The sequence below is a fragment of the Streptomyces sp. NPDC001941 genome, from assembly GCF_040296945.1.
Classification (GTDB): domain Bacteria; phylum Actinomycetota; class Actinomycetes; order Streptomycetales; family Streptomycetaceae; genus Streptomyces.
Map to the genome: position 1 here is coordinate 131,995 of NZ_JBEOYE010000004.1, position 23,442 is coordinate 155,436.

Below are 23,442 nucleotides of genomic sequence, written 5' to 3' on the forward strand. Positions count from 1 at the left end.
CGCCGCGCTCCCGCGCCGCCCCGGCCGGCGTCCGTCAGCCGGCCCTGAACGCCAGCAGGGCCATGTCGTCGTCCCGCGCACCGCCCGTCCAGCGCGCCACCGCGTCCACCACCGAGCCGAGCACCGCCGCGGGCTCGCCCCACGCCGTCGCGGTCAGGTGGCGGGCCGGGTCGAAGAAGGTTCCCTGCGCGTCCCGGGCCTCGGTGACGCCGTCCGTGAGCAGCAACACCACGGCGTCGAAGGGCAGTTCCACCTCCTCGGGCGCCACTGCGTCGAGCAGGCCCATGTCGAGGCCCAGCGGGGAGCCCGGCCGCCGAGAGTGCAGCTCGCGCACCGCGCCGTCCGCGCCGAAGAGGTACGCGCTGGCGTGGCCGCAGTTCAGCAGGCGCAGCCGGCCGGGCTCCGCGGCGGACACCTCGACGAGCAGCGCCGTGGCAAATCCCTCCCAGCGGTCCTCTCCGCCGCGCCGCGCCGCCTCCCGCGCCGCCGCCTCGTCCATCCGCAGGGCCACCTCCTCCAGGCCCACGTCCCGGATGGCGGACTCGCGGAAGGCTCCCAGGAGGATCGCGGCGAGGCCCACGGCCCCGAGCCCCTTGCCCCGTACGTCACCGACCACCAGGCGCACCCCGTGCGGGGTGTCGACGGCGGCGTAGAAGTCGCCGCCGATGCGGGACCCGCTCTGGGCGGCGCGGTACTCGGCCGCGACCCGGATGCCGCCGAGGCGTTCGGCGGGGGTGGGCAGGACGGCCCGCTGTGCCGCCTCGGCCACCTCGCGCACCGCGGCCAGCCGCGTTCCGTACCGGCTCCTCAGCTGGTGCGCGGCCACGCCGAGGGCGCCCGCGATCGGCACGTCCAGCGCGTGCACCCAGTCGTCGGGTCCCATGGGCAGCGCGAGCCACGCCTTGATCAGCAGTTCCACGGCGACGGCCGTCACCACCACGGCGACCGTGCCGCGCAGCGGGAGCAGTACGCCGGCCGCCACGCAGGCCGCCGCGAACAGCGGAGTGGCGACGATGTGCGTGGGCGTCGCCAGTTCCAGAGCCGCGGCGAGGAGGAGGACCAGCGACGGCAGCGCGTAGGCCGGGAGCGCCCGTACGGTGCTCATCGCGGTGCGGTCGCCGTCGGCTCGCCGAGGGCCAGGGCCGCGGGGATCAGGACCGGGGCGGGCTCGGCCTCCGGGCCGGCGAAGGGGCTCGCGATGACCTGCCGCGCCCGCACCCCGCGCGGGTAGAGCCGTACGGCACTGTCGTAGCAGCGGTTGACGGCTTCGTTGAACCGCCGCTGCGGGTCTCCGTCGCCGAGCAGATAGCCGCGCAGTACGGCGCGCCGCTCGGCGAGCACGTCCCCGCCGCGCCCCCGGGCGGCCTCGACGGCCTCGTCCAGGAGTTCGCACGAGGGGCCGAGGAGGTACGCGGCGGAGGCGGCCGGGTTGGCCTCGGTGAACTCCCGTGCGTCGAGCCCGCCGGGATTGGTCACGGCGTACGGCTTCTCGCTCGCCAGGAAGTCCGAGACCACGCTGGAGACGTCACTGATGAGCAGGTCGGACTCGTTGAACACGGCGTTCAGGGAGGGGAGTTGACCGGTCGAGATCTGGTGGAGCCGGTCATCGCGGGAGGACCAGTAGAGGCGGTTCCACTCGCGCTGGAGCTCGTGCCAGTCGTCGCCCGGCGGCCGGGACAGGACCCGGCGGTCCTTGCGCCACCGGCCGTAGACCCCGGCGACGGTCCACTCCTTCGCGGCGCCCATCCGCCGTTCCAGGTCGGCGAGCCGGTCCGCGGCGTCCGGGCCCGCGGGTGCGGCGCCGTGCCGCTTGTTGCTCGCGGTGAGCATCTTCACGATCTGCCGGTGGGCCTGTTCGGCCTCCGCCGAGCGGCGCCCGGTCAGCGGGTGGGGCCGGTAGACGATCCGCACCGGGTCGGGGCGATTGAGCAGCATGCGCACGATCTTGGCGCCCATGATGACCAGGGAGGTCTGGTAGGGGTCGGCGGTCCAGCCCTCCCAGGTCGGGGCGTAGAGGACGGTGGTGACCGGCCGGCTCGGGCGCGTGCCGACGTGCTCGACGTCGGTCAGCTGCGGTCGGCCGACCTCGCGGATCGCGGTCTGGCTGACCGAGTGGCGGACCCGGCCGTAGCGGGCCCTGCCGCCCTCGCCCGCCACCCAGATCTCGTCGTACACCTTGCTGACGCGGTTGCTGCTGGCGAGCTTGTCGCTGTCGCCGTGCCCGATGAAGACGTGCTTGGCCTCGGGCACCCGCAGCATGTGCACGTTCTTGCCGGAGTTGGCGGGGTAGGCGATGACGCGCACGTCCGGCAGTTCCAGCAGGCTGAGGTCGTCGGCCCGGGGCACGCACACGACGGGCAGCGAGGTGTACGCGAGGAAGCGCAGCGTGGACACCTCCCGCAGGACGATCACGGCCCGCCGGTCGAGGTTGCGCAGGCTCTCCAGCCACATGTTGACCTGGTAGGCGGAGTCGCGGGGGCCCGCGTCGTAGCTGAAGTAGAGGGCGATCTCGGGTGCGTTGACCGCGAGTTGACGGTTCAGCAGGTTGAACGTGCGCTCGGTGCCGGGGACCTTGCGGCAGCGCTGGACCGTGGGCAGCAGGGCGAGGAGGCCGAGGAGGACCAGGGCGACGGCGGTGGCGGTGCCGAGCAGTGCCGCTTCCGGCCTGGCGGTCACCACGGCGAGCACGCCTCCGGACATGACGGGGACGTCCAGGTACAGCATCAGCTTCCGGCCGTGGCGGCGGTACGCGGCGGACGGCGGCGGCGCGGGCATGTCCAGCGCGCCGAGGTCGATGTTGCGCACCCGTACGGGCAGGGCCCGCCGCTTGCGGACGAAGGCGCACAGGAACACGTACAGCGGGCGCAGGGCGTTGAGCACGACCAGGCCGCCGAGCGTCCAGGAGGTGGCCCCGTGGGGTCCCGGCACGGTGGCCAGGAGCAGGGCGAGCGCGGCGTGCCGGGCGAGGGAGCGCATGCCCAGGCCCCACTTGAACCGGCCGAGCGCGCGGACGAGCGCGGGTTCGGCGCGGTGCACCCAGGCGTCCGCGGCGAGACCGGCGGCGCAGGCCGCGGCGAACACGGCCGGCCGGCCGCAGAGCACGGCGACGACGAGCGCGGGCGTGGAGAGGAGGAGCACGGCTCCGGCGATCAGGCCGGGGACGGTCTCGGCCTCCGCGTACCGCATCAGCTTCTGGATCACGTCCGGACGCTCCGCCCGAGCCGGGAGATGCGGGGGGACAGGACGGTGCGCGTCCACAGGCCGCCACCCCGCCCCTGTCGGGGATCCGGGGCGTCGGGAAGGGGCAGTCGGTGGCCGACCTCCACGCTGAGGTTGCCGTGGGGATCCGTCCAGAACAGGTGCGCCACCAGGTCGGGCCGGCCCGGTCGGCCGGCGGGCGCGACGACGTGGCCCCGGCGGGCGGTGAGGTCCACCGCGTCGGCGCGCCTGGCACCGAGGCGTACGCGCTTGCGGATGCCCTCGGCGTGCACGCTCAGATGGAGGTCCCAGATGCCGGGGCCCAGCGGTGCGCCGTCGGCGGCCGAGGCCAGGTCCAGGGAGGCGGTGAAACCGTCGGCCCGGCGGGCCACGAGGGTTTCACGACGAGGTGAACCAGACTGCACGGAGGGGGAGTTGGCGGTCCCGCGCACCTGCACGCGGTGTTCCGCTCCCGTGGCGCGCTCGCGTGCGATCAGTTCGGTGCCACGGTAGCCCGTCGCGAGCCCGTCGATCCGGGCGCGCCCCGTCAGGCGGAGCACGCCCCGGCTCCACTCCACGCGCTCCAGCTCGTGCACCACGCGCAGCTCGCCCGTGATGTCGTACAGCGCGTCGGGCAGGCCGACCGCGGGATCGCGGAAGTACGGCAGCCGCAGGTAGGCGCGCCCCTTGAGGACGGTGGTGGCCGGCGGGCTGTGGGCGGGGTCGTGGGCGAAGAGGTTGCGCAGCGCGGCGTGGCGGCCGGTGCGGAAGCAGTGCAGGCGCAGTCGGGTGAGGGGCGCGAGCCCCTGCTCCAGCGCGTCGTCCCACCAGGTGTCGCAGAGCCGGGCGGCGCGTGCGCGGACCGCCTGGCGGTCCGTGTGGTCGGGGTCGACGTGCTCCGCGACCGCGAGGACGTCTTCGGTCAGCGCCCGGAAGAGGTGGGCGAGCATCGTGCGGCGCACGTCCGGGTCGGCGTCGGAGGTGCCGACGAGTTCCATCAGGCGCTCGATGTACGCGATGGGGGCGTCGGCCGGTACGGGACGCCCGTCGTGCGGGCGTTCACGGTGGCGCACGTGGTAGCAGTCGTAGTCGCCGACGGCGGAGACGGTGTCCGCGGCGAGGTAGGCGCGGGCCGTGAACACCTGCTCGCCGCCCCGCGGCAAGTCGGTGGGGAAGTAGATGCCGTTGCGGACGAGGAGCCTCCGCCGGAACAGCTTCATGGGGTCGAGGCGGCGGTAGACCTCCGTGTCGGCCGGATCGACGCGCTCCGCGTGCCGGTGGTCACGGGTCGCGACGGGCCGGCCGACGCCGACGTGCTTGCCGAGCGTGATGTCGCTGCCCTGTGCGTCGGCCATGGCGACGAGGCGCTCCAGCGCTTCCTCGCCCAGGAAGTCGTCGGGCTCGACGACGAAGACGTACCGCCCCCGGGCCAGGTCCAGGGCCTGGTTGCGGGCCTGGGCGAGCGCCTCCTCGTACGGGTGGTGGCCGCCCGGGCCGCCCGCCGCCGCGAGGTGGCGCACCGTGAGGCGGGGGTGGCGCCCGGCCCAGCGGTCCAGCTCGCGCCCGCTGCCGTCGGTCGACCCCGCGTCCACGGCGATCACCTCCAGCCGGCTGGGGCCCAGGCTCTGCGAGAAGAGCGAGCGCAGGCAGGCGACGAGGTACGGCATGGAGTCGCGCACGGCCATGACGACCGAGACGTCTGGGGCGGGGGCCGCTGGCCCACCGGAGCGGACGGGGCTGTCCATCGGGGTCACGTGACCTTTTCCGTGAGGGAGTCGGGGTGATCTGGGGGTGAGGGGACTTCGCGTGGGAGCGCGCGGGGTCAGTCGGCGGGGAGGCGCCGGAAGACGTCCACGCTGACGTTCTCGTGCGGGTCGGTGAAGTACGGCACGGCGGTGACCTCCCTCGCCCGTCCCTCCACGTGCTCCACCCCCAGGGCGACCGGGCGGCGCGCCATGGTGTCGACCGCGCCGCCACGGCGCCGTCCGACGCGGGTGGTGAGTTCGAGGCCCGGGGCACCGAGGCGCAAGAAGACGTCCCAGACCCCGGAGGGCAGCGGGCCCCCGTCGACGACGCGCGTGAAGTCGACCTCGGCCGTGACCTGCCGGTCCCCGTCGCCCGCGCGCCGGGGGCCGGTGCCCGGCGGGACGGCGGGAGTACGGCAGTCGAGCAGGAACTCCTCCCCCGTACCCCGGTGGCGCAGGACCAGCGCGGCGCGCATCGGGTCCGGGTCGACGCCGCTCGCCCGGGCCGTGCCGGCGAACGTGCACACGCCCTCGCGCCACTCCATCCGCCGCAGCGTGAAGGTGAGCTTCACGTCGTCGGTGGCGTCGAAGAAGTCGTCCGCCAGCGCGGCCTCGGGGTCGCGGAAGTGCGGCTGCGCCTCGAACACCCTTCCCTCCTCGATGACTTGGGGCGCCTTCGCCCCAGACGCGATGAACTCGGCCTGCTCGGCGGCCTTGACGAACTGGCCGCGCGCGATCAGTTCGACGTACACCCGCTTGGCCCGGGACAGCCGGCGGCCGATGCCTGCCGTGTACCACTTGGCGACAACCTCGCGGGCCTGCCGGGCGACCGGGTCGGTGGCGGCGCCCCCGGCGAGCCAGTGGGCGCGGCGGCTCGCGGTGGCGTTCCAGAACTCCACCCGGAAGTGACGGGCGTGCAGCTGGTCGCGCCGCTCCCCCGGCGGTACGCGCTCCGCCGAGTACGCGAGGATGGCGGCCACCATGGGGAAGGGGCGGCGCAGCCGGGTGGTGATGTTCCCGCCGTCGTCCCTGCGGACCGCGTGGTAGCAGTCGTAGTCGGAGAGGACCGAGATGCGGCGGGCGGCGAGGTAGGCACCGGCGGCGAAGAAGGAGTCCTCGCCGTAGTGGAACTCGGTGGGGAAGCGCAGCGCCTCGCGCTCCACCATGTCGCGGCGGAAGAGCGACGTGACGCGCAGGGAGGAGTAGACGTCCGAGGAGAAGACGTCGGTGGACGCGACGTTCCGCTTGAAGATCCCGGGTACGGAGCGTCCGTGGCCGACCAGTTTGCCCAGCACCACGTCGGAGTCGTTGGCCTCGGCCATGGCGACCAGCCGTTCCAGGGCCTCGCGCCCCAGGTAGTCGTCGGCGCCGACGAACATGACGTACGTGCCGCGCGCCCGCTCCAGCGCGTCGTTCGAAGGGGCCGACGCGCCACCGGAGTTGACGGCGCGGTGGACGACCCGCATGCGGGGGTGGCGGGCGGCGTACCGGTCGAGCACCTCCGCCGTGCCGTCCGTCGACGCGTCGTCGACGGCGACGATCTCGATGCGCTCGGCGTCGAGCGACTGGGCGAACAGGGACTCCAGGCAGGGCACCAAGTAGGCGCCCGCGTTGTAGGCCGGGATCAGCACGCTCACGAGGGGGGCGACGGGGCCGCCGGCCCGGGCCGGCTCGTCCGGGACGGGGGTGGGGATCGGGGCCGTCGCCGTCGGGGCCTGGGCACGGCTCGGAAGGAGGAGGGACACGCGGATTCCTTGGTGCGAAGGGGGAGTTGTGTCTACGGAAGGGCTGCGGAAGGCCTGCGGAGGGCCTGCGGAAGGCCTGGGGAGTGCCTGGGGAAGGCTTATGGAAGGCGCGGCGCGGTCATTCGCGGCCGGGGTCGATCCCCTGCGGCCGGACGCGCGGGATGTGTGCGCACTCCCCGCCGGAGCCGCAGGGCTCCCAGTCGGGTGAGGGCCGGTCGAGCCAGTGTCCGGCCGGCTTGCCGACGACGGTGAAGTCCACCCGCACGTCGGAGGCGGGCTGGCGGTTGCGCACGGCGATGAACTCGACGGTGTGCGGGCCGGTCGTCCAGTCGTGCGGCAGGCGGCACCGCCAGCCGCCGTCCGCCTCCACCGGGACGCGGCCAAGCCAGCGGCCGTCGCACACGGCGACGACGGCGGTGACCCCGCGGTCGGCCGTCCCCTCGAACACCGGGCGCGGCCCGCACAGCGAGCCGGGCGCGGGCGCGGTGACGATCGGCGGGGCGACGGCCTCGGCCGTCCTGAAGCGGTGGGCCACCGGCGCCGAGCGCGCCCAGCGGCCGATCGCGGTGAGCACGACCTCCTGCGGCCCGGTGCCCCAGGAGACGGTGCGCCGCCACCGCCAGGTGCCGTCCGGGGAGACCCGGGTGCCGCCGATCACGCGGTCGCCCTCGCGGAAGACGATCCACCGCGCGTCGGGCGGCGCCTGGCCCTCCAGGCAGGGGAAGGGGTACGCGTCGCGCTCCGGGTCGGGACCGGTGACCACCGGGGCGTCCAGCCGCTCGGGCAGCCGCGCGACGTGCGGCCAGCGCCGCTGGTACCAGGACGTGGAGCGGCTCAGCTTCATCGGCGCGGGCGGCGCGGACGGGATCCGGAACACGGAGGGCTCGAGCAGGTGCAGGTCGCGCAGGCCGCGGGCGACGCAGTGGGCGATGAGCCTGGCGCCCTGCTCGTTGAAGTGCACGCTGTCGACCACCCCGGCGGGCGCCTCCTTCTGGTCGCCCGGGTCCATCCAGCGGTAGTAGCCGCGGGCCTGGTCGGGCGTGCAGCGGGCGAGCAGCTCACCGCTGGCGCGCTCGACGTCGACGAGCGCCACTCCGTGCCGCTGGGCGAGGGTGCGCAGCAGCGCGGAGGCGTGTCCGGTGCGGAAGCCGGGGAGCAGCCGCCCGTGCCGGTCGAAGGTGTGCCGTACGGATCCGGTGAGCAGGACGGGGACGCACCCGGCGGCCCGCAGGTGGTCGAGGACGATCTCGTGGTACGCGGTGAACTCGGCGTCGGTCAGGGCGAGGTCGGGCCGGTCGTAGTCACGCTCGTTGGCGCCGAAGGCGAGCAGGACGAGGTCGCCGGGCCTGGATTCCTGGAGCAGGCCGGGCAGTTGGTTGCGCAGGAAGACGTGGACGGAGTTGGCGTCCTTGGCGAGGTTCCTGACCCTCGGCGGCTGCCCGTCGGGCAGCTTCCCGGCCAGCAGCTCGGGGAGCTGGGTGCCCCAGCCGGAGAGGGTCCTCGTCGCCTTCTTCCGGTGGGCGGCGGTCGAGTTGCCGCCGATGAAGACGGTACGCATGCGGGCGTGCTCCCTGGCTCAGTGGCGTACGGCGGCCGGAGCCGCGGCGGTGACGTCGGGGCAGGTGAGCGTCACGGCGCCCCAGGTGAGGCCGCCGCCGAAGGCGGGCACGAGGAGCCGCTGCCCGGCTTCGAGCGCGCCCCGGTGCAGTCCGTCGGCGAGGGCCAGCGGGATGGACGCGGCGCTGGTGTTGGCGGCCCGGTCGACGTGGACCACGGTGCGCTCGGCGGGGATGCCGAGCCGTTCGGCGACCGCGTTCATGATGCGTACGTTGGCCTGGTGCGGGACGAGCCGGTCGACGTCGTGCGCGCTCCAGCCGGTGCGGGCGAGGACCCGCTCGGACGCCTCGACCATGCGGCGGACCGCCTGGGTGAAGACCCGGCTGCCGTCCATCCGTACGAACGCGTCCGGGTCGCCGGGACCGGCCGCGAGGGGACGCTCGCTGCCGCCGGTCCGTATGGTGACGAGGTCGTGGAGCGTGCCGTCGCTGCCGAGCTCCAACTCCTTGACGGCGCCCGGCTCTTCGGGGTCACCCGCGCGGACGACGACGGCCCCGGCGCCGTCGCCGAAGAGCACCGTGGTGTTGCGGTCGCCCGGGTCGACGACGGTGGTCAGGGTCTCGGCGCCGACCACCGCGACGCGCCGCGCGTGACCGGCGACGACGGCCGCCACCGCCGAGCCGAGCGCGTAGACGAATCCGGTGCACACGGCACTGACGTCGTGGGCGGGGATGTGCGGGAGCCCCAGTTTGGCGGCGACGACCGGGGCGGTCCCGGGCATCCGCCGGTCGGGGGTGGTGGTGGCGACGATGAGCGCGTCCACCCGGTCGTCGCCCGCGGACTCCAGGGCCCGTCGCAGCGCGACGGCCGCGAGGTCGCTGGTGGTCGTGCCGGGCGCGGCCGCGTGGCGCCGGGTGATGCCGGTACGGGTGCGGACCCAGGCGTCCGAGACGCCCAGGGCGGCCGGGAGCGCGTCGTTGGTGACGACGTCCGGGGGAAGGTGTCCTCCGACCCCGCAGAGGACGGCGGCGTGACTGGTCATGGTGCGCTTCCCGTCTCAGACCAGGAGCCCGCTGACGATGCGCACGGCGTCGTCGAGCGAGTGGTGGGCCTTGAGGTCGCTCACGTCGAGCTCGACGCCGTAGCGGTCCTCCAGTTCCATGGACAGCTCCATCAGGGCGAGGGAGTCCATGTCGAGGTCGTCGAAGGTGTGGGTGACGTCGAGGTGGCGGTCGCGGACGTGCGGGAACTTGTCGTTGAGGATTCCCATGAGATCTTCCTGCCTGAGCGAAGGCATGTGTTTCTCCCGTGGTGAATTGGGGGGGGGTGGTCGGGCATGACGCCCGGTGGTCGTGCGGGCCGGTTTCCCCGGCCTCTTTTCCAGTCTGTCCGGGTGAGGGGCCCCGGGTTCACCGCCGAAAGGCCACACCGGGTCATCGATGGATGAGTCGTGGGTGAAGAAGGAGGACGGCGGAGGGAGTGGCGTCTTCGGACGTCACGGCAGCACGGCGGAGTGCGCGCTCCCCGCCTGCGAGCCGCTCTCCACCCAGACGACGAAGAGGCCGCCGAGGAGGTCGCCGATCAGCATGCCGAGGAAGCTGCTGAGCCCCCAGGTCGCCAGGCTCGCGAGGACGAGGAAGGCGAGGAACCGGAGCACCAGGGAAAGACGGGGGGAGTTGAACACGAGGGGTCACCAACTGGCTCGGAGGGGAAGGGATGTACGGAGCGGAGGTGCTCGGCCGCCGTGGCCGCACGCACCCCCGCTCCGGCCGCGGCTACGGCGCCGGAACCGTCAGCTCGACGGTCCGGGGCGCGCCGAGCATCCCGCTGCCCGGCTTTCCGGAGGACGTGAAGGTCTTGACCTCGTTCGTGTTCGTGTCGATCGCGAGGACGTCGGCGACCTTGTTCCCGCTGAAGTCACCCGTGGTCAGGTTGCTGAAACCGGCGAACGACATCACCCGCACCGGCGCCTTGAACGGATTCCCGTTCACGTTCCCGTCCGAGATCCACACCCGCAGCTCCTGCGACGGCGTCACCGCCATCACGTCGGTGATCCCGTCACCGTCGGCGTCACCGCCCGTCGTCTGCGTGTAGCCCTTCCACGCGGTCAGCTTCCGCGGCGCGGAGAACACCGGCTTCCCCGGCCCGGAGTCCTTCGTGCCCCGCCACAGGTAGGCGGTGTCCGACGTCGTGTCCAGGGCCACGATGTCCGCCACGCCGTCGCCGTCGAAGTCACCGGCCGTCGTCTGCGCGTACTTCGCCGGCCACTTGGTCAGTTCCGTACGCTCCTGGAACGTGCCGTCGCCGTTGCCCCGCCAGATCCACGCGCTGCCCCCGTCCGTGGCCACCAGGTCGGCGATCCCGTCCCCGTCGAAGTCACCCGCGCTGGTCTGCTCGTAACCCCACTCCTCGAACACGACCTCGCCGGTTGCGAAGGTCCCGTCGCCCTTGCCCGGGAACCGGTACAGCTTGCCGTCCTCGTCGTTGCGTGCGACCAGGTCCGCCTTGCCCGTACCGGTGAAGTCCGCGAGCACCGGCTCCGCCACGTCGCCCGCGTCCACCGGTACGTCCTCGTCGGCCTGCTCCACCGTGACCTCGCGGGTCTCCTCCGAGGGCGGCAGCGGCCCGGCGAGTACGCGCACCGTGATCTGGTGACGGCCCTCGGGCACGTCCTCGAAGTCGACGCTCCACTCCGAGGTGCCCGGGACGGTGACGGTCTTCTGCTGTCCGGCGACGGACACTTCGAGCGCGGTGTTGTGGGGCGGCCACTTGTCCCCGCCGAAGCGGCCGGTGACGGTGAAGGCGCTGCCCGTCCGCGCGTCGGGGCCGGTGATGACGGCCTTCGGGACGTCCATCAGGGCCACCTCCGCAGGGTCGGCGCCGTCGGCGGACAGGCTCACCTTCACGGTGCCGCCGCGGACGTCGAGGTCGGCCCTGCCCACCATGTAGGAGGACCGGCCGCCGCTGTGGGTGGAGGCGCGGACCTGCTGCCATCCGTCGTCCGTGGTCCCGACCCAGAGCGGTGGCGTCTTCCTGCCGGGGTCGCTGATGCTGAGGTAGATGCGGAAATCGCGCCCGGTGGACTGGTACGAGTCGATGGTGAAGTCCTCCTCCCCCACCTGCTTGCCGGCGTCAGCGGAGCCCTCGGTCCCGGCGGGAGCGTCGGTTCCGGCGGGGCCGGCGGTCCCGGCGCCGTCGCCGGGCGTGGCCCCGGGGGCAGCCGGCACGCTCAACGTCGGTTCGGGCGCGGGCCCTTCGGCGGCCACGGCCGGGACCGTGCCGGTCGCCGCCGCCGCCGAGACGGCGACGGCTATGACGGAGGTGCGCAGCGCGCGGTGGGTGCGGCCGGGGGCGGTGGATCGGGAAGGCACGGAATACCTCGTTCTGCTGGAGTGGTCACACCGGACTCCCGCGGAGTCCTGGTGCCTTCCATCCTTGGCGCGGGGCCCCGCTCCCCGTAGCGCCGAGCGATGACGAGTACGGCGACCAAAGTCGACCGCTCCCGTCACTTCCCGACCCCTTCCGGCCCTTCCTGACGGAGGGCCCCCCGCCTCACCCCGCCAGGTCGACCGGGACCACGGCGGTGATGCGGAAGCCGCCCGCCGCGGTGGGGCGGGCCTCGAAGCGGGCCCGGGGGTCCCGCTCGAAGGCCGCGGACAGGCCGGACAGGCCCATCCCCCCGGAGTCCAGGACCATGCGGGGGCCCTGCTGGCGGGAGTTCTCGATGTCCAGCGTGACCAGGTCCCCGTCGACGCCCAGCGTCAGCGTCACCTCGGCCCCGGGGGCGTGCTTGGCCGCGTTGGTCAGGCCCTCGCGGGCCGCGCGCAGCAGCAGTTCGACAGCGGCCTCGGAGAGCGGCGGCAGTTCGGCGGGGGCGCTCGCGCGGACCTCCATGCCGGCGGCCTTCATGTTGCGGGCGACCCCGGTGAGGAAGCGGCCCACGTCGCGCGGCGGGATCCGTTCGCGCGGCGACTTCAGGGTGTTCAGGACCGACCGCACGTCCGCCATGGCGCCCCGGGCGGTGTCCTCGATGACCCCCGCGCGCTCCATCAGCGCCGGGTCGTCGCGGACCTCGGTGCGCAGCGCGGCCGACTGGAGGACCAGGACGGTCAGCTGGTGGCCGAGGACGTCGTGGGCGTGCTGGGCGATCCGGGTGCGCTCCTCGACGACCGCGAGGTCGGCGGCCTGCTGGACCGCGGCCTCCGCCTGGCTGGCGCGCTCCCGCACGACCCGGACGACCGCGCGGTAGCGGCGCACCGTCTCGCCGTACAACGCGGGCAGGACGGCGGAGGCGAAGAGGTAGCTCTCCGGGGGGCGCGCTTCGAGGCCGCCGCCGAGCTCCAGGAGGTTGCGGGTGACGTGGTACGAGAGCAGGATCGCGACGACGCCGAGCCAGCGGTAGCGGCGGCCGTAGGCGGTGACGGCGAACGCGGCGAACATCATCAGCACGCGGTCGTCGGAGACGAGGCTGTAGCCGATCTCGGCGACGACGGGGAGCCAGGCGAGCGTGCGGCGCCACAGCAGGGTGGCGGAGGCGGCCCAGGCCGCGATGAGGCTGGGCAGGTAGTCGGTGATCACCCCGGTGGTGTGCGTGACGGGCAGCAGCACGGTGGACAGCAGGGCGCAGAGGAGGGCCAGGAGGATGTCGACGCGGCGCGCCTCCCCCGGCTTGTCGGGACCGCTCTCGCCGGTGAGGACGGAGAGGAGCCGTTCCAGCGCCCGCCCCGGGACTCCGGGCAGCGCGGCCTGCGGACAGTCAGCGTTCGTTCCGGTCACTGTTCCCTGAACACCAATCTCCGTCGGTCGGCGACGCTGCCGGCCGGGACGTGTGCGCCCGGCGCGGGCGCCGTCCGGTGCGGAGCCCGGGGGCTCGCGGGACGGCGCGCGACCGTTGCGCGCGGAATGTCCTTTTCCGGCACCATACTGGGTGTCCGCCGCCGGACTCCGTACGGAGAAAGTTGATCCGGTGCGCCGAAAGTTGACAGCCGGCTGCGGACCCGCAGCGAGGACAACGCCCCGAGCAGGCCATCGCCACGAGGAGTCACCCGTGCAGCACGCGCACGACACGCGGTCGGGCGGAGCGTCCGCGCCGCCGCCGGGGATCACGGTGCTGATCGCCGACGACCAGGAGCTGATCCGGTCCGGGCTGCGGGCCGTGATCGACGCCGAGGGCGACCTGGTCGTGGTGGGACAGGCCGGGGACGGCGCGGAGGCGGTCAGCGCGGCCCGTACGCTCGCGCCCGACGTGGTCCTGATGGACCTGAACATGCCGAAGGTCGGCGGCGTGGACGCGACGAAGCAGATCATGCGCGGCGAGCGCCCGCCGAAGGTGCTGGTGCTGACCACGCTGAGCAGCGACGACCACGTCCTGGAGGCGCTCGACGCGGGTGCCTCGGGCTTCCTGCTCAAGGACTCCCTGACGCGCGAGCTCACGGCCGCCATCCGCACCGTCGCCGCGGGCGGCACCGCGCTCTCGCCCGAGGTGATGGGCGGGCTGGTCACCAAGGCGCGCGGCCACCGGGGCGCGGTGGCGGAGGGAGCGGACCGCCGCCTCTCGTCGCTGACGTCGAGCGAGGGCGAGGTGCTGCGGCTGCTGGGCCGGGGCCTCACCAACCAGCAGATCGCGGACGAGCTGCACCTCTCCGTGACCAGCGTGAAGACGTACGTGTCACGGCTGCTGGCCCGGCTCGGCCTGGACAACCGCACGCAGGCGGCGATCCTGGCGTACGAGTCGGGGCTGCTCGACGGCTGACCCGGCTCGGCGGACCAGGGAGTACGGGGACGGGGGCGGGGCCGCGGTCGGGCCCCGCCCCACGGATGCCGGTCGCCAGGGCCGGTCACCGGTGCCGGTCACACGGGCCGGTCACACGGGCCGGCCTCGGGGGCCGGCCTCGGGGGCCGGCCTCGGGGGCACCGGCCCTCCGAGGTACCCGGCCGCCGGTGCCGGTGGCGCCTACGCGGCCGTGGCGGCCTCCCCGAGCAGGCCCGCCTCGTAGGCGAGGATCGCCGCCTGGGTGCGGTTCTCCAGGCGCAGCGTGGTGAGCATCCGCGAGACGTAGGTCTTCACGCTGGCCACCGAGAGGTGCAGCTGGGTGGCGATCTGCTGGTTGGTGAGCCCGGAGCCGATCAGGCCGAGCACCGCGCGCTCACTGGACGACAGGGAGCCGATCCGCTGCGCCTGTCCCGGCTCCGCCGCGGGCTTGCGGCGGCCGGCCCGCTCCACCAGGCGTGACATGACGCCGCGCGACATGCAGGTGCCACCGGCCGTGACGGTGTGCACGGCCGCCACCAGCTCCTCGCCGCGGACGTCCTTGTCCAGGAAGCCCGAGGCCCCGGCCTCCAGCGCCTCGACGACGATGTCGTCGGCGTGCAGGGTGGTGAGGACCAGTACCTTCGGGGGCCTGCCGAAGCGCAGGACCTGGAGCGTGGCCTCGACGCCGTTGACCTTCGGCATGTTCAGGTCCATCAGGACCACGTCGGCGGCGGTCTCGCGGGCGGCGCTCACCGCCTCGGCGCCGTCGCAGGCCTCGCCCACCACGGTGAGGCCGGGGGCCGCGTCGATCACGGACCGCAGTCCCGACCGGATCAGGGGCTGGTCGTCGACGACCAGGACGCGGGTGGCCGCGGGCGCGGCGGCGGGGACGGGCGGCGGCCAGCCGCCGGGGGCGGGGCCCGAGGAGGCCGCGGGGACGCCGAGGTCGGGGGCGTCGAGGACGTCGTGGGACGACGGGGCGGAGCGTACGAAACTCATACCGGCTCTCTGGTCTGGTCGAAACTGGGCGCGGAACGGATTCGAGGGCAGTACGGCACGCGCCCGTCGTGGGTGCGTGGTGCTGCCGCTGCTGGGGAGAGGCCTGCGAGGACACGGATCGTCGTGCCCCCTGGCGGGCGCCTCGGCCCCGGGGTGACCGGAAGGGTTGCTCCCGGACGACACCAGGATCGCCACTGAATCGATCCATTCAGAAGGTCCGAAGGTCGAACATCGGTCAACCTTCGGCGACGGGACCGTCCGCCCGCCGCCGCCGAGCGTCCTCGTACGCGTCGGGGACCCGCCCCGAGACGGGTCCCCGACGCACGGCGGGCACGGGCCGCTCGCACCCCGACGGGGCACCCGTGCTCCACCGACGACGCTACGGACGCGTCCGCCGCTCCACCGCGTGCGTTGGGTGACGGGGCACGCCGTTGGTTGACGACTTTCGGCGGGCCGCGCGGCGCCGGAAGTCGCCGCACCCCGTGGTGGCGGGGCGGCGCAGCCACCCGGCGACGACGAGTAGCCGTTCGAGGACGCGGCCGTCAACCTTCGCGCCTGCCCCGCGCCCGCCCCGGCCCCCAGTCTCGAAGACGTCGGCCGACTCCGCCGTCGACGCGCGGCCCCGAAGAACCACTCCGCCGCGTCACGCGCAGGCCGGCTTCCCCCGGGCCCGCACCGGGCCACCGCTCGCACGAAAGAATCCCCATGGGTACCCACCGCAAGCCCCGCCCCTCCACGAACAAGTCCCGCGCCGTGTCGCTGGGCATCGGCTCGTTCGCCGCCCCGGCCCTGGCCTGGCTGGCGGCCCCGACCGCATCGGCCGCGCCGGTCTCGACCTGGGACAAGGTCGCCCAGTGCGAGAGCACGGGCAACTGGTCCGTCAACACCGGCAACGGCTACTACGGCGGCCTGCAGTTCTCCGCCTCCAGCTGGGCCGCGGCGGGCGGCACGCAGTACGCGTCGAGCGCGCACCTGGCGACGAAGGAGCAGCAGATCGCCACGGCCGAGCGCCTCCTGGAGATGCAGGGCCCGGGCGCCTGGCCCACCTGCGGGGCGCAGGCCGGCCTCGCGAGGGGCGGGGAGGCACCGGAGTTCGGCGCACCGGAGCAGTACACGGAGCCGGACACCGGGTCCTCCGCGGAGCCGGAGACCTGGTCGGACGGCGGCGCGCGGCAGGCCGAGCAGCAGGCCGATCCGGTGCGGGACGGCGGCCTCGACGGTTCGTACGTGGTGCGCCAGGGCGACACGCTCGGGAAGATCGCCGCGTGGGTGGGCACCAGCTGGGAGCAGCTGTACGAGGACAACCGGGCGACCATCGGAGCGGACCCGCACGTGATCGTGCCCGGTCAGGAACTCGACTTCTCCTCCGGTGAACAGCACGGCGGGGAAACCCAACTGACGGAGCCTCAGCCGGACGAGCCGGACACTGCCGGTACTCCCGACGGCGCCCCCGTACCTCCCGTCTCCCCCGACTCCCCCGGCCTCCCGGAACAGGACGGCGGACAGTACGGCGACTGGCACCGACCCGTCGAGGGCGGTGCGCTCACCGCCTCCTACGGCCAGGCCGGGAGCTGGGCGAAGGGCTACCACACCGGCACCGACTTCGCCGTGCCCGAGGGGACCCCCCTCCAGGCGGTGACCGACGCCACGGTCGTCTCGGCCGGGTGGGACGGCGCGTACGGGAACGCCGTCGTACTGCAACTGCCCGACGGGCACTACGCGTTGTACGCGCACCTCAGCTCCGTGGCGGTCGCGACGGGGCAGCAGGTCGGGGCCGGCCAGCAGATCGGGCTCTCGGGCAACACCGGCAACTCCACCGGTCCGCACCTGCACTTCGAGATCCGTACCGCCAACTCCTACGGCTCCGACACCGATCCCCACGCCTACCTCGGCGGCAAGGGCCTGGCCATCTGATGGCCCGGGGCAGGCACGGCAGGCAGCGGAGCCGACGGCGGCGCGTGGCCCTGTCGGTGGCGCTCGCGCTCGCCGCGGTGACGCTGGGCGGCGGCGGGTGGGCCTACCACCACCTGGACGGCAACCTGCGCGCGGTCGAGCTCGCCTCGCTCCGGGACGAGCCGCGCCCGAGCCCGCTGGCCACCGGAGCGCGCACGGTCCTCGTCCTCGGTTCCGACTCCCGGGCGGGTGAGAACGGCGCGGTCGCGGGAGCGGGGGGCGAGGCGGACGGCGGCGCGCGCTCCGACGTGGCGATGCTGGTGCACCTGCCCGAGGGACGCGACCGGGCCACTTCGGTGAGCATCCCGCGCGACACGCTCGTGGACCGTCCCGCCTGTACGGACGACCGCGGCAAACGGCTGGCGGCGGCCCGGCAGGTGATGTTCAACTCCGTCTACGCGCAGGGCGGCGCCGCGTGCGCGGTGCGGGCCGTGGAGGCGCTGTCGGGGATGCGGGTGGACCACTTCGCCGTGGTGGACTTCGCGGGCTTCCGCTCCTTCGTGGACGCGCTCGGCGGCGTGAACGTGGAGCTGGACGAGGGCGTCGAGGACCCGGGGACCGGGCTGGCCCTGGCGGCGGGACGGCACCGGCTCGACGGTGACCGGGCACTGGCCCTGGTACGTGCCCGCCACGGCGTGGGCGACGGCGGCGACCTGGGGCGGATCGCGAACCAGCAGCGCGTCGTGCGCGCGCTGCTCGCGGAGCTGGACCGCCAGCGGCTGCTCACCCAGCCGGTGAAGCTGTACCGGCTCGCCTCGGCGCTGACGAAGTCGCTGACGACGGACTCCGAACTGGCCTCGCTGGGCTCGCTCCTGGCGTTCGCGCGGAGCATGCAGCACATCGACCCGGGCAAGCTGACGACGGTGACGCTGCCCGTCGTCCCGTACGTGCCCAACCCCGACCGCCTGGTGCCGGACTCCGCGAAGAGCGCGGAACTGTGGCAGCGCCTGAAGGGGAGCTGAACGGGGTGTGTCGGACCGCGATCCCGAGGTACCTGGCCACGGCACGAGGAGCCGCGAGCACAGGAAGGACCCGACGTGAACGATCGCAGGCCGGAAGGGCCCGGCAGCTGTGGGGCCCCGGAACCGGAGCCCGTCCCGCGCGACCTGCCGGACCAGCAGGCGGACCCCGATGAGGAGGCCTCGGACGCGGAGGCCGAGACCACGAGGACCCCGGAGGAGCCGACGGGCTGACCCGGACGCGTACGCACGCTTCGTGCCCCGCGCCGCGTACCGGCCCGGTGCGGGTCCGTACGAGCGCGGGGGCACGACGCGGCACGCCCGCGGGACGCGACGGCCACGATGCGGTGCGGCCGTCGCGTCCGCTCAGGCCAGGCGCCGCTTGACCTCGCTCTTGAGCACCTTGCCGACCTTGGAGCGCGGCAGGTCGGCCCAGACCTCCACCTGCTTGGGCGCCTTCACCGAGCCGATGCGCCGCTTGGCGAAGGCGACCGCCTCGGACGTCTCCAGCGAGGCGCCGGGACGCAGCTGGAGCACGGCCGTCACGCGCTCGCCCCACTTGTCGTCGGGCAGGCCCACCACCGCGCAGTCGGCGACGGCGGGGTGTTCCATCAGGGCCTGTTCGACCTCGGCGGAGTAGACGTTGAAGCCACCGGTGATGATCATGTCCTTGGCCCGGTCGACGACGTGCAGGAACCCCTCGTCGTCCAGGAAGCCGATGTCGCCGGTGTGGTGCCAGCCGAACCGCGACGCCTCGGCGGTGGCCGCCGGGTCCTTGTAGTACCCGGCCATCACCAGCGAGCCGCGCACCACGATCTCGCCGCGCTCCCCGGCGGCCAGCGTGCGGCCCTCCTCGTCCATGACGGCCACGGTGACCAGCGGGCCCGGGCGGCCCGCCGCCGAGAGCCTGCGGGTGAGCACCTTGCCGTCCTCGTCCACGTGATCGCGCGGGTGCATCGACGCGATCATCATGGGCGCCTCGGTCTGCCCGAAGAGCTGGCCCAGCACCGGCCCCATCAGCCGGATGGCCTCCTCGAGCCGGGTCGGGGACATCGGCGCCGCGCCGTACCAGAAGCACTGGAGCGAGGAGTAGTCCGTCGTGGCGGCCCGCTCGTGGTCGAGCAGCCCGTAGACGACGGTGGGCGGCAGGAAGGTGTGGGTGACCCGCTCGCTCTCGATCAGCCGCAGGAACTCCCCCACGTCGGGAGTGCCCATGACCACGATCCGGCCGCCGAGGGCGAGGACCGGGAAGCACAGCACGCCCGCCGCGTGGGTGAGGGGGGTCAGCGCGAGGTAGCTGGGCCGCCCCCGGAACGGATAGCCCATCAGGGTCAGCGCGGTCATCGCCTCCAGGTTCGCCGCGGTGAGCATCACCCCCTTGGGCACCCCGGTCGTCCCGCCCGTGCCCACCAGCATCGCCAGACCGTCCGGCGAGGGCCGCGCCGCCCCGGCGTCCGGCCCGTCGGCGGTCCAGCGCTCCAGGGACACGTGCCCCTCCGGGGTCCCCCGGGTGTCGTCCAGGCACACATAGGTGGTCACCTCCGGCAGGTGGGGGGCCATCTCCGCGACCTGGTCGGCGTACGCGGGGTGGTAGACCAGGCAGCGGCAGTCGAAGAGGTCGAGCAACTGCCGTGTCTCACCCGCCGTGTTGCGCGGGTTGACCGGGCACCACACGGCGCCGCGCCGGGAGATGCCGAACACCGTCGCGAACGCGGCGACGTCGTTGTGGGAGAGGATCGCGACCGCGTCGCCGGGCTCCACGCCGGAGCGTGCCAGCGCCGCCGCGACCGCGTCGGCGTGCGCCTGGACCTCGGCGTACGTCATGGTGCGCCCCGGCCCGGTGAGGCACACCGCGTCGGGTCCGAGCGAGGCGCCCTTGTCGAGGTACTCGACGGGCGACATCACGTGTGCGCCGTCACGATCGGGTCCATCACCAGGCCGAAGTTCTTGAGCACGCCCAGGAGTTCGCGGTGCCCGAAGGCCTGGCAGGCGGAGGCGAACCCGGCGCGCCGGGGCGGCTGCTGGAGCAGCGAGTACGCGCAGTAGGCCTGGAGCAGGCCGGTCTGCTTGTAGTTGGAGTTGCCGTGCAGGGCCACGTGGACGCGGCCGAGCGGGCCGGAGGCGTACACGGAGTCGATGGAGGTGTTGGTACGGGGGTTCTCTCGGGGCGGCATGTCCGCCTGGAGCCCGTCCGCGATCTCGGAGAGCGCCGCCTCCTGGGCCTCGGGGTCCAGCGGGCGGATCCGCTCCTCGAACATCGCGGTGGTGGCGATGACGCCGTCCATGACCGCCCGGTCCATGACCCCGCCGGTGACGGTGCAGGTGGCCACGCGCGGGTCGTCCTTGAACCAGACGGGGTGCAGGGTGCCGCCCCACGGCACGGTCAGCGCGGTGCCGTGCTGGCCGGGGACGACGCACTCGCGGGTGGCCTGGTGGTCCCAGGCGACGTACTCGTTGTCGACCAGGTGGTACCAGTCGGCCTTCAGGATCGTGAAGATGGTCTGCGTGGAGGCGTAGGTGGGGAAGCCCTTCCAGAGCACCAGCATGTCGAGGGTGTCCAGGCCGGGGCCGGTCTCCAGGGCGATGTTCGCGGCGATCTCGCCGGTGGTGTACATCTGCGCGATGCCGGGCGAGAGCAGCAGCCCCGCGTCGGCGAAGCGCCGCCCGTACTCCTCGCGCGCCAGCAGCGTCCAGTCCTGTTCCCCGGTGGTGTCCAGGAAGTGGCAGCCGGCGCGCAGCGCGGCCTCGACGGTGTCGGGTCCGTACTTGATGAACGGGCCGACCGTGGAGCACACCACCTTGGCGCCGCTGAACAGTTCGGTGAGGGAGTCGACGTCGTGGGACACCTCGACGACCTCGTAGTCGGCCGTCTCGATGCCGGGGATCTTGTCGACGACGTCCTGGACCTTCTTGCCGTCGCGGCCCGCCGCGATGAAGGGGACGCGGTACTCGCGCAGGTACTCGCAGATCAGGCGCCCGGTGTAGCCCGAGGCGCCGTAGACGACGACCGGCCGCTTGGCGGCGGGGGCGGTCTTCCCCGGGCCGGAGGAGGTGGTGGAGGAGGTGGCGGGGGCGGGTGAGTGGGCGGTCTGCTCGTTCTCGGTCACGTCGGCGCTCTCGTTTCGTCGGCTGCTGTCGTTTCGTGGGCTGCTGTCGTCGTGCGGGCCGCTGTCGTCCCGTGGGCCGCTATCGTCCGAACGGCCTGTGCCGTCCGGTCGGCCGCTGTCGTCCCGTCGGCCGTCGGTCACGCGGGTGTCCTCCGTCATCGCCGTCGTCACATGCCCATGCCGCCGTCGACGGACAGCCCCGCCCCGTTGACGAACCGGGAGGCGTCCGAGGCCAGGAAGACCACGGCGTCGGCCATGTCGGCGACCTCGCCGAGGCGCCCCGAGGGGGTGAGCGCCACCACCGCCTCGACGGCGGCCTCCGGTCCCTCGAACAGGCCGAGCTGGGCGGTCTCGACGGCCAGCTTGGTGCCCATCTCGGTGGCGACCAGGCCGGGGTGGACGCAGTTGACGCGCACGCCGTAGCCGAGGCGGCCCGACTCGGCGGCGGCGACCCGGGTGAGCCGGTCGACGGCGGACTTGGTGGCGGAGTACCCGGCGATGCCGGGGAAGGCGATGGTCGCGGCCACGGACGACACGTTGACGATCGCGCCGCCGCGTCCCGCCGCCCCGCCCGGCCGCATGGCGCGCATGCCGTGCTTGAGGCCGAGCATGGTGCCGACGACGTTCACGTCGAGCATCCCGCGCACCTCGTCCGCGTCCGTGTCGACGAGGAGTTGCGTGACCTCGATCCCGGCGTTGTTGACGACCACGTCCAGGCCGCCGAACTCGGCGACGACCCGCGCGACGGCGGCCTCCCAGTCCCCATCGCGGGTCACGTCCATCGCCGTGGCGGCGACCCGCGCCCCGGTGGCCGCCGCGAGGTCGGCGGCGGTCTGCTCCACGGTGTCCTTCAGGACGTCGCCGAGCATCACGGACGCCCCCGCCGCCGCCATCGCCCGGGCCATCCCCGCGCCCAGTCCGCGCGCTCCCCCGGTGACGAGTACGCGCTTGCCCTCCAGATCGAACGTCCCCATGGTGCCGGTCCCTTCGCGTCGGAAGTGATGCGCGGCACAACGTAGGACCGGGTTTGGACGAGCGTCAAGATATTGTTGGACAATCGCCCAAGTTTTCTTGGACAGTTGTCAAGACGCCTCTCTCCGCTACGCTGCGACCCCGGAGGTGCGGCACGTACGGAGGGGGAAGCGGCTCGATGACCACGGCCGACCGACAGGGCGAGCGCATCGCGCGCCGCCAGGCCGACAAGTTCGAGGAACGCCGCCGCGAGCTCGCGGGCGCGGCGCTGCGGACGCTCTCCGAGCTGGGCTACGCGCGCACCAGCCTGCGGGAGATCGCCCAGAACTCGGCGTTCTCGCACGGCGTGCTGCACTACTACTTCCGCGACAAGGTCGACCTGATCACCTACTGCGTACGGCAGTACAAGGCGGACTGCGTGCGCCGCTACGACCGGATCGTGACCGACAGCGGCACGGCGGCGGAGCTGCGCGCGGGGTTCGCCGCCGGGCTCGCCAGGACGCTGGCCGAGGACGCGGCCCTGCACCGGCTCTGGTACGACCTGCGCTCGCAGGCCCTGTTCGAGGAGTCGTTCCGCGCGGACGTCCTGGAGATCGACGCGACGCTCCAGGACATGATCTGGCGGATCGTCAGCCGGTACGCGGAGCTCTCGGGCGCGGAGGCGGCCCCGTCGCCCGCGGCGGCGTACGCGATGCTGGACGGGCTGTTCCAGCAGCAGTTGCTGCACCACCTGGCCGGGGACGCCGGGGCCGTGGACCGGCTCGCGAAGGACGCGGCGACCGTGCTGGGGCTCACGGTGCCGGGAGGCGGCTGACGGACGGCGGGGCTCCCCCGCGCGCACCCCGTCCGAAAGGCTCACGCGCACCCCGTCCGAAAGCTCGCGCGCACCCGTCCGAAAGGCGGAACCGCCTGGCCGACGGGCCCGCGCCTTGTCATGATCACCGGATGCATGACGACCAGCGCACCCATCCCTCCAAGGTGGCCGGCGACCGCGCGTCGCTCACCACCTTCCTCGACTACCAGCGCGCCACCCTGGCCATGAAGTGCCAGGGCCTGGACGCCGAACAGCTCAGGGCGCGGGCCGTGCCCACCTCCGCGCTCACCCTGCTCGGACTGGTCCGGCACGCGGCCGAGGTGGAGCGGTCCTGGTTCCGCCTCGCCCTCGCCGGGGAGCCGATCACCCCGCTGTGGCCCGCCGTGGACGGCGTGCGCGCCGACTTCCTGGTCCAGGACGCCGACGTCGAGGAGGCGTTCGCGCGCTGGCACGAGGCCTGCGCCGGGTCCCGGAAGGTCGCCGACGGCTTCGCGTCCCTCGACGACACCGTGGAGTTCCGGGGCGAGACCCTCTCCCTGCGGTACGTACTGACGCACATGATCGAGGAGTACGCCCGGCACAACGGGCACGCGGACCTGCTGCGCGAGGCGCTCGACGGGACGGTGGGCGAGTAGTCCCCC

General features: G+C 73.7%; 20 protein-coding genes. 6 read left to right on the forward strand and 14 right to left on the reverse strand.

Annotated features, from left to right (window positions below):
• Nucleotides 1-34: 34 nt before the first annotated feature.
• The 10 genes from ABT160_RS05685 to ABT160_RS05730 all read right to left on the reverse strand — a co-directional run bounded on the left by ABT160_RS05685 (nt 35) and on the right by ABT160_RS05730 (nt 13,021).
• Nucleotides 35-1,105, reverse strand: a complete 1,071-nt coding sequence (locus ABT160_RS05685; protein WP_351643916.1) for a PP2C family protein-serine/threonine phosphatase — start codon at nt 1,103-1,105, stop codon at nt 35-37.
• Nucleotides 1,102-3,201, reverse strand: coding sequence for a hypothetical protein (locus ABT160_RS05690; RefSeq protein ID WP_351643919.1), 2,100 nt, complete (start codon nt 3,199-3,201; stop codon nt 1,102-1,104). Before ABT160_RS05690 ends, ABT160_RS05685 begins: the two co-directional genes overlap by 4 nt.
• Nucleotides 3,198-4,943 (reverse strand): glycosyltransferase family 2 protein, encoded by a 1,746-nt coding sequence (locus ABT160_RS05695; RefSeq protein WP_351643922.1) that lies wholly within the window; start codon nt 4,941-4,943, stop codon nt 3,198-3,200. The genes ABT160_RS05690 and ABT160_RS05695 overlap by 4 nt, the downstream gene beginning before the upstream one ends.
• A gap of 77 nt (nt 4,944-5,020) precedes the next feature.
• On the reverse strand, nt 5,021-6,688 hold the full coding sequence (locus tag ABT160_RS05700) for a glycosyltransferase family 2 protein (RefSeq protein WP_351643925.1): 1,668 nt from the start codon (nt 6,686-6,688) through the stop codon (nt 5,021-5,023).
• 118 nt (nt 6,689-6,806) lie between these two features.
• Nucleotides 6,807-8,246, reverse strand: coding sequence for a GDSL-type esterase/lipase family protein (locus ABT160_RS05705; RefSeq protein WP_351643927.1), 1,440 nt, complete (start codon nt 8,244-8,246; stop codon nt 6,807-6,809).
• An 18-nt stretch (nt 8,247-8,264) separates the two neighbouring features.
• Nucleotides 8,265-9,287 carry a beta-ketoacyl-ACP synthase III gene (locus ABT160_RS05710; RefSeq protein ID WP_351643930.1) on the reverse strand — a complete coding sequence of 341 codons (1,023 nt, stop codon included), beginning with the start codon at nt 9,285-9,287 and terminating at the stop codon, nt 8,265-8,267.
• 15 nt (nt 9,288-9,302) lie between these two features.
• Nucleotides 9,303-9,515, reverse strand: a complete 213-nt coding sequence (locus tag ABT160_RS05715; RefSeq protein ID WP_351643932.1) for an acyl carrier protein — start codon at nt 9,513-9,515, stop codon at nt 9,303-9,305.
• A gap of 225 nt (nt 9,516-9,740) precedes the next feature.
• The gene (locus ABT160_RS05720; RefSeq protein ID WP_351643935.1) at nt 9,741-9,929 is read right to left on the reverse strand and encodes a hypothetical protein; all 189 of its coding nucleotides are present in this window, start codon (nt 9,927-9,929) and stop codon (nt 9,741-9,743) included.
• A 91-nt stretch (nt 9,930-10,020) separates the two neighbouring features.
• The gene (locus tag ABT160_RS05725) at nt 10,021-11,616 is read right to left on the reverse strand and encodes an FG-GAP repeat domain-containing protein (RefSeq protein WP_351643938.1); all 1,596 of its coding nucleotides are present in this window, start codon (nt 11,614-11,616) and stop codon (nt 10,021-10,023) included.
• Nucleotides 11,617-11,797: 181 nt separating this feature from the next.
• Nucleotides 11,798-13,021: a sensor histidine kinase gene (locus tag ABT160_RS05730; protein ID WP_351643940.1), complete on the reverse strand. Its 1,224-nt coding sequence runs from the start codon at nt 13,019-13,021 to the stop codon at nt 11,798-11,800.
• A gap of 325 nt (nt 13,022-13,346) precedes the next feature.
• Between ABT160_RS05730 and ABT160_RS05735 the strand changes: the two genes are divergently transcribed.
• A complete protein-coding gene (locus tag ABT160_RS05735; protein WP_351644199.1) occupies nt 13,347-13,997 on the forward strand; it encodes a response regulator transcription factor in 651 nt (216 codons plus the stop codon).
• Nucleotides 13,998-14,198: 201 nt separating this feature from the next.
• On the opposite strand, the gene ABT160_RS05740 is transcribed toward ABT160_RS05735, so the two are convergent.
• Nucleotides 14,199-14,996 carry a response regulator transcription factor gene (locus ABT160_RS05740; protein WP_351643942.1) on the reverse strand — a complete coding sequence of 266 codons (798 nt, stop codon included), beginning with the start codon at nt 14,994-14,996 and terminating at the stop codon, nt 14,199-14,201.
• 705 nt (nt 14,997-15,701) lie between these two features.
• Here ABT160_RS05740 and ABT160_RS05745 point away from each other — a divergent pair.
• From ABT160_RS05745 to ABT160_RS05755, 3 genes are all read left to right on the forward strand, one after another.
• The gene (locus ABT160_RS05745; protein ID WP_351643944.1) at nt 15,702-16,910 is read left to right on the forward strand and encodes a transglycosylase family protein; all 1,209 of its coding nucleotides are present in this window, start codon (nt 15,702-15,704) and stop codon (nt 16,908-16,910) included.
• A gap of 44 nt (nt 16,911-16,954) precedes the next feature.
• Nucleotides 16,955-17,911: an LCP family protein gene (locus ABT160_RS05750; RefSeq protein ID WP_351643946.1), complete on the forward strand. Its 957-nt coding sequence runs from the start codon at nt 16,955-16,957 to the stop codon at nt 17,909-17,911.
• 75 nt (nt 17,912-17,986) lie between these two features.
• Complete coding sequence (locus tag ABT160_RS05755; RefSeq protein ID WP_351643949.1) at nt 17,987-18,142, forward strand: hypothetical protein; 156 nt, start codon at nt 17,987-17,989, stop codon at nt 18,140-18,142.
• A gap of 132 nt (nt 18,143-18,274) precedes the next feature.
• On the opposite strand, the gene ABT160_RS05760 is transcribed toward ABT160_RS05755, so the two are convergent.
• The 3 genes from ABT160_RS05760 to ABT160_RS05770 form a co-directional block, all read right to left on the reverse strand.
• On the reverse strand, nt 18,275-19,810 hold the full coding sequence (locus tag ABT160_RS05760; RefSeq protein WP_351643951.1) for an AMP-binding protein: 1,536 nt from the start codon (nt 19,808-19,810) through the stop codon (nt 18,275-18,277).
• Entirely contained in the window at nt 19,810-21,015 is a 1,206-nt protein-coding gene (locus tag ABT160_RS05765; protein WP_351643954.1) for a DUF5938 domain-containing protein, read from the reverse strand. Before ABT160_RS05765 ends, ABT160_RS05760 begins: the two co-directional genes overlap by 1 nt.
• 167 nt (nt 21,016-21,182) lie before the next feature.
• Nucleotides 21,183-21,989 carry an SDR family NAD(P)-dependent oxidoreductase gene (locus ABT160_RS05770; protein WP_351643957.1) on the reverse strand — a complete coding sequence of 269 codons (807 nt, stop codon included), beginning with the start codon at nt 21,987-21,989 and terminating at the stop codon, nt 21,183-21,185.
• Nucleotides 21,990-22,165: 176 nt separating this feature from the next.
• On the opposite strand from ABT160_RS05770, the gene ABT160_RS05775 reads away from it, so the two are divergent.
• On the forward strand, nt 22,166-22,801 hold the full coding sequence (locus tag ABT160_RS05775; RefSeq protein ID WP_351643959.1) for a TetR/AcrR family transcriptional regulator: 636 nt from the start codon (nt 22,166-22,168) through the stop codon (nt 22,799-22,801).
• Between the two features lie 131 nt (nt 22,802-22,932).
• A complete protein-coding gene (locus ABT160_RS05780; RefSeq protein ID WP_351643962.1) occupies nt 22,933-23,436 on the forward strand; it encodes a DinB family protein in 504 nt (167 codons plus the stop codon).
• Nucleotides 23,437-23,442: the final 6 nt, after the last annotated feature.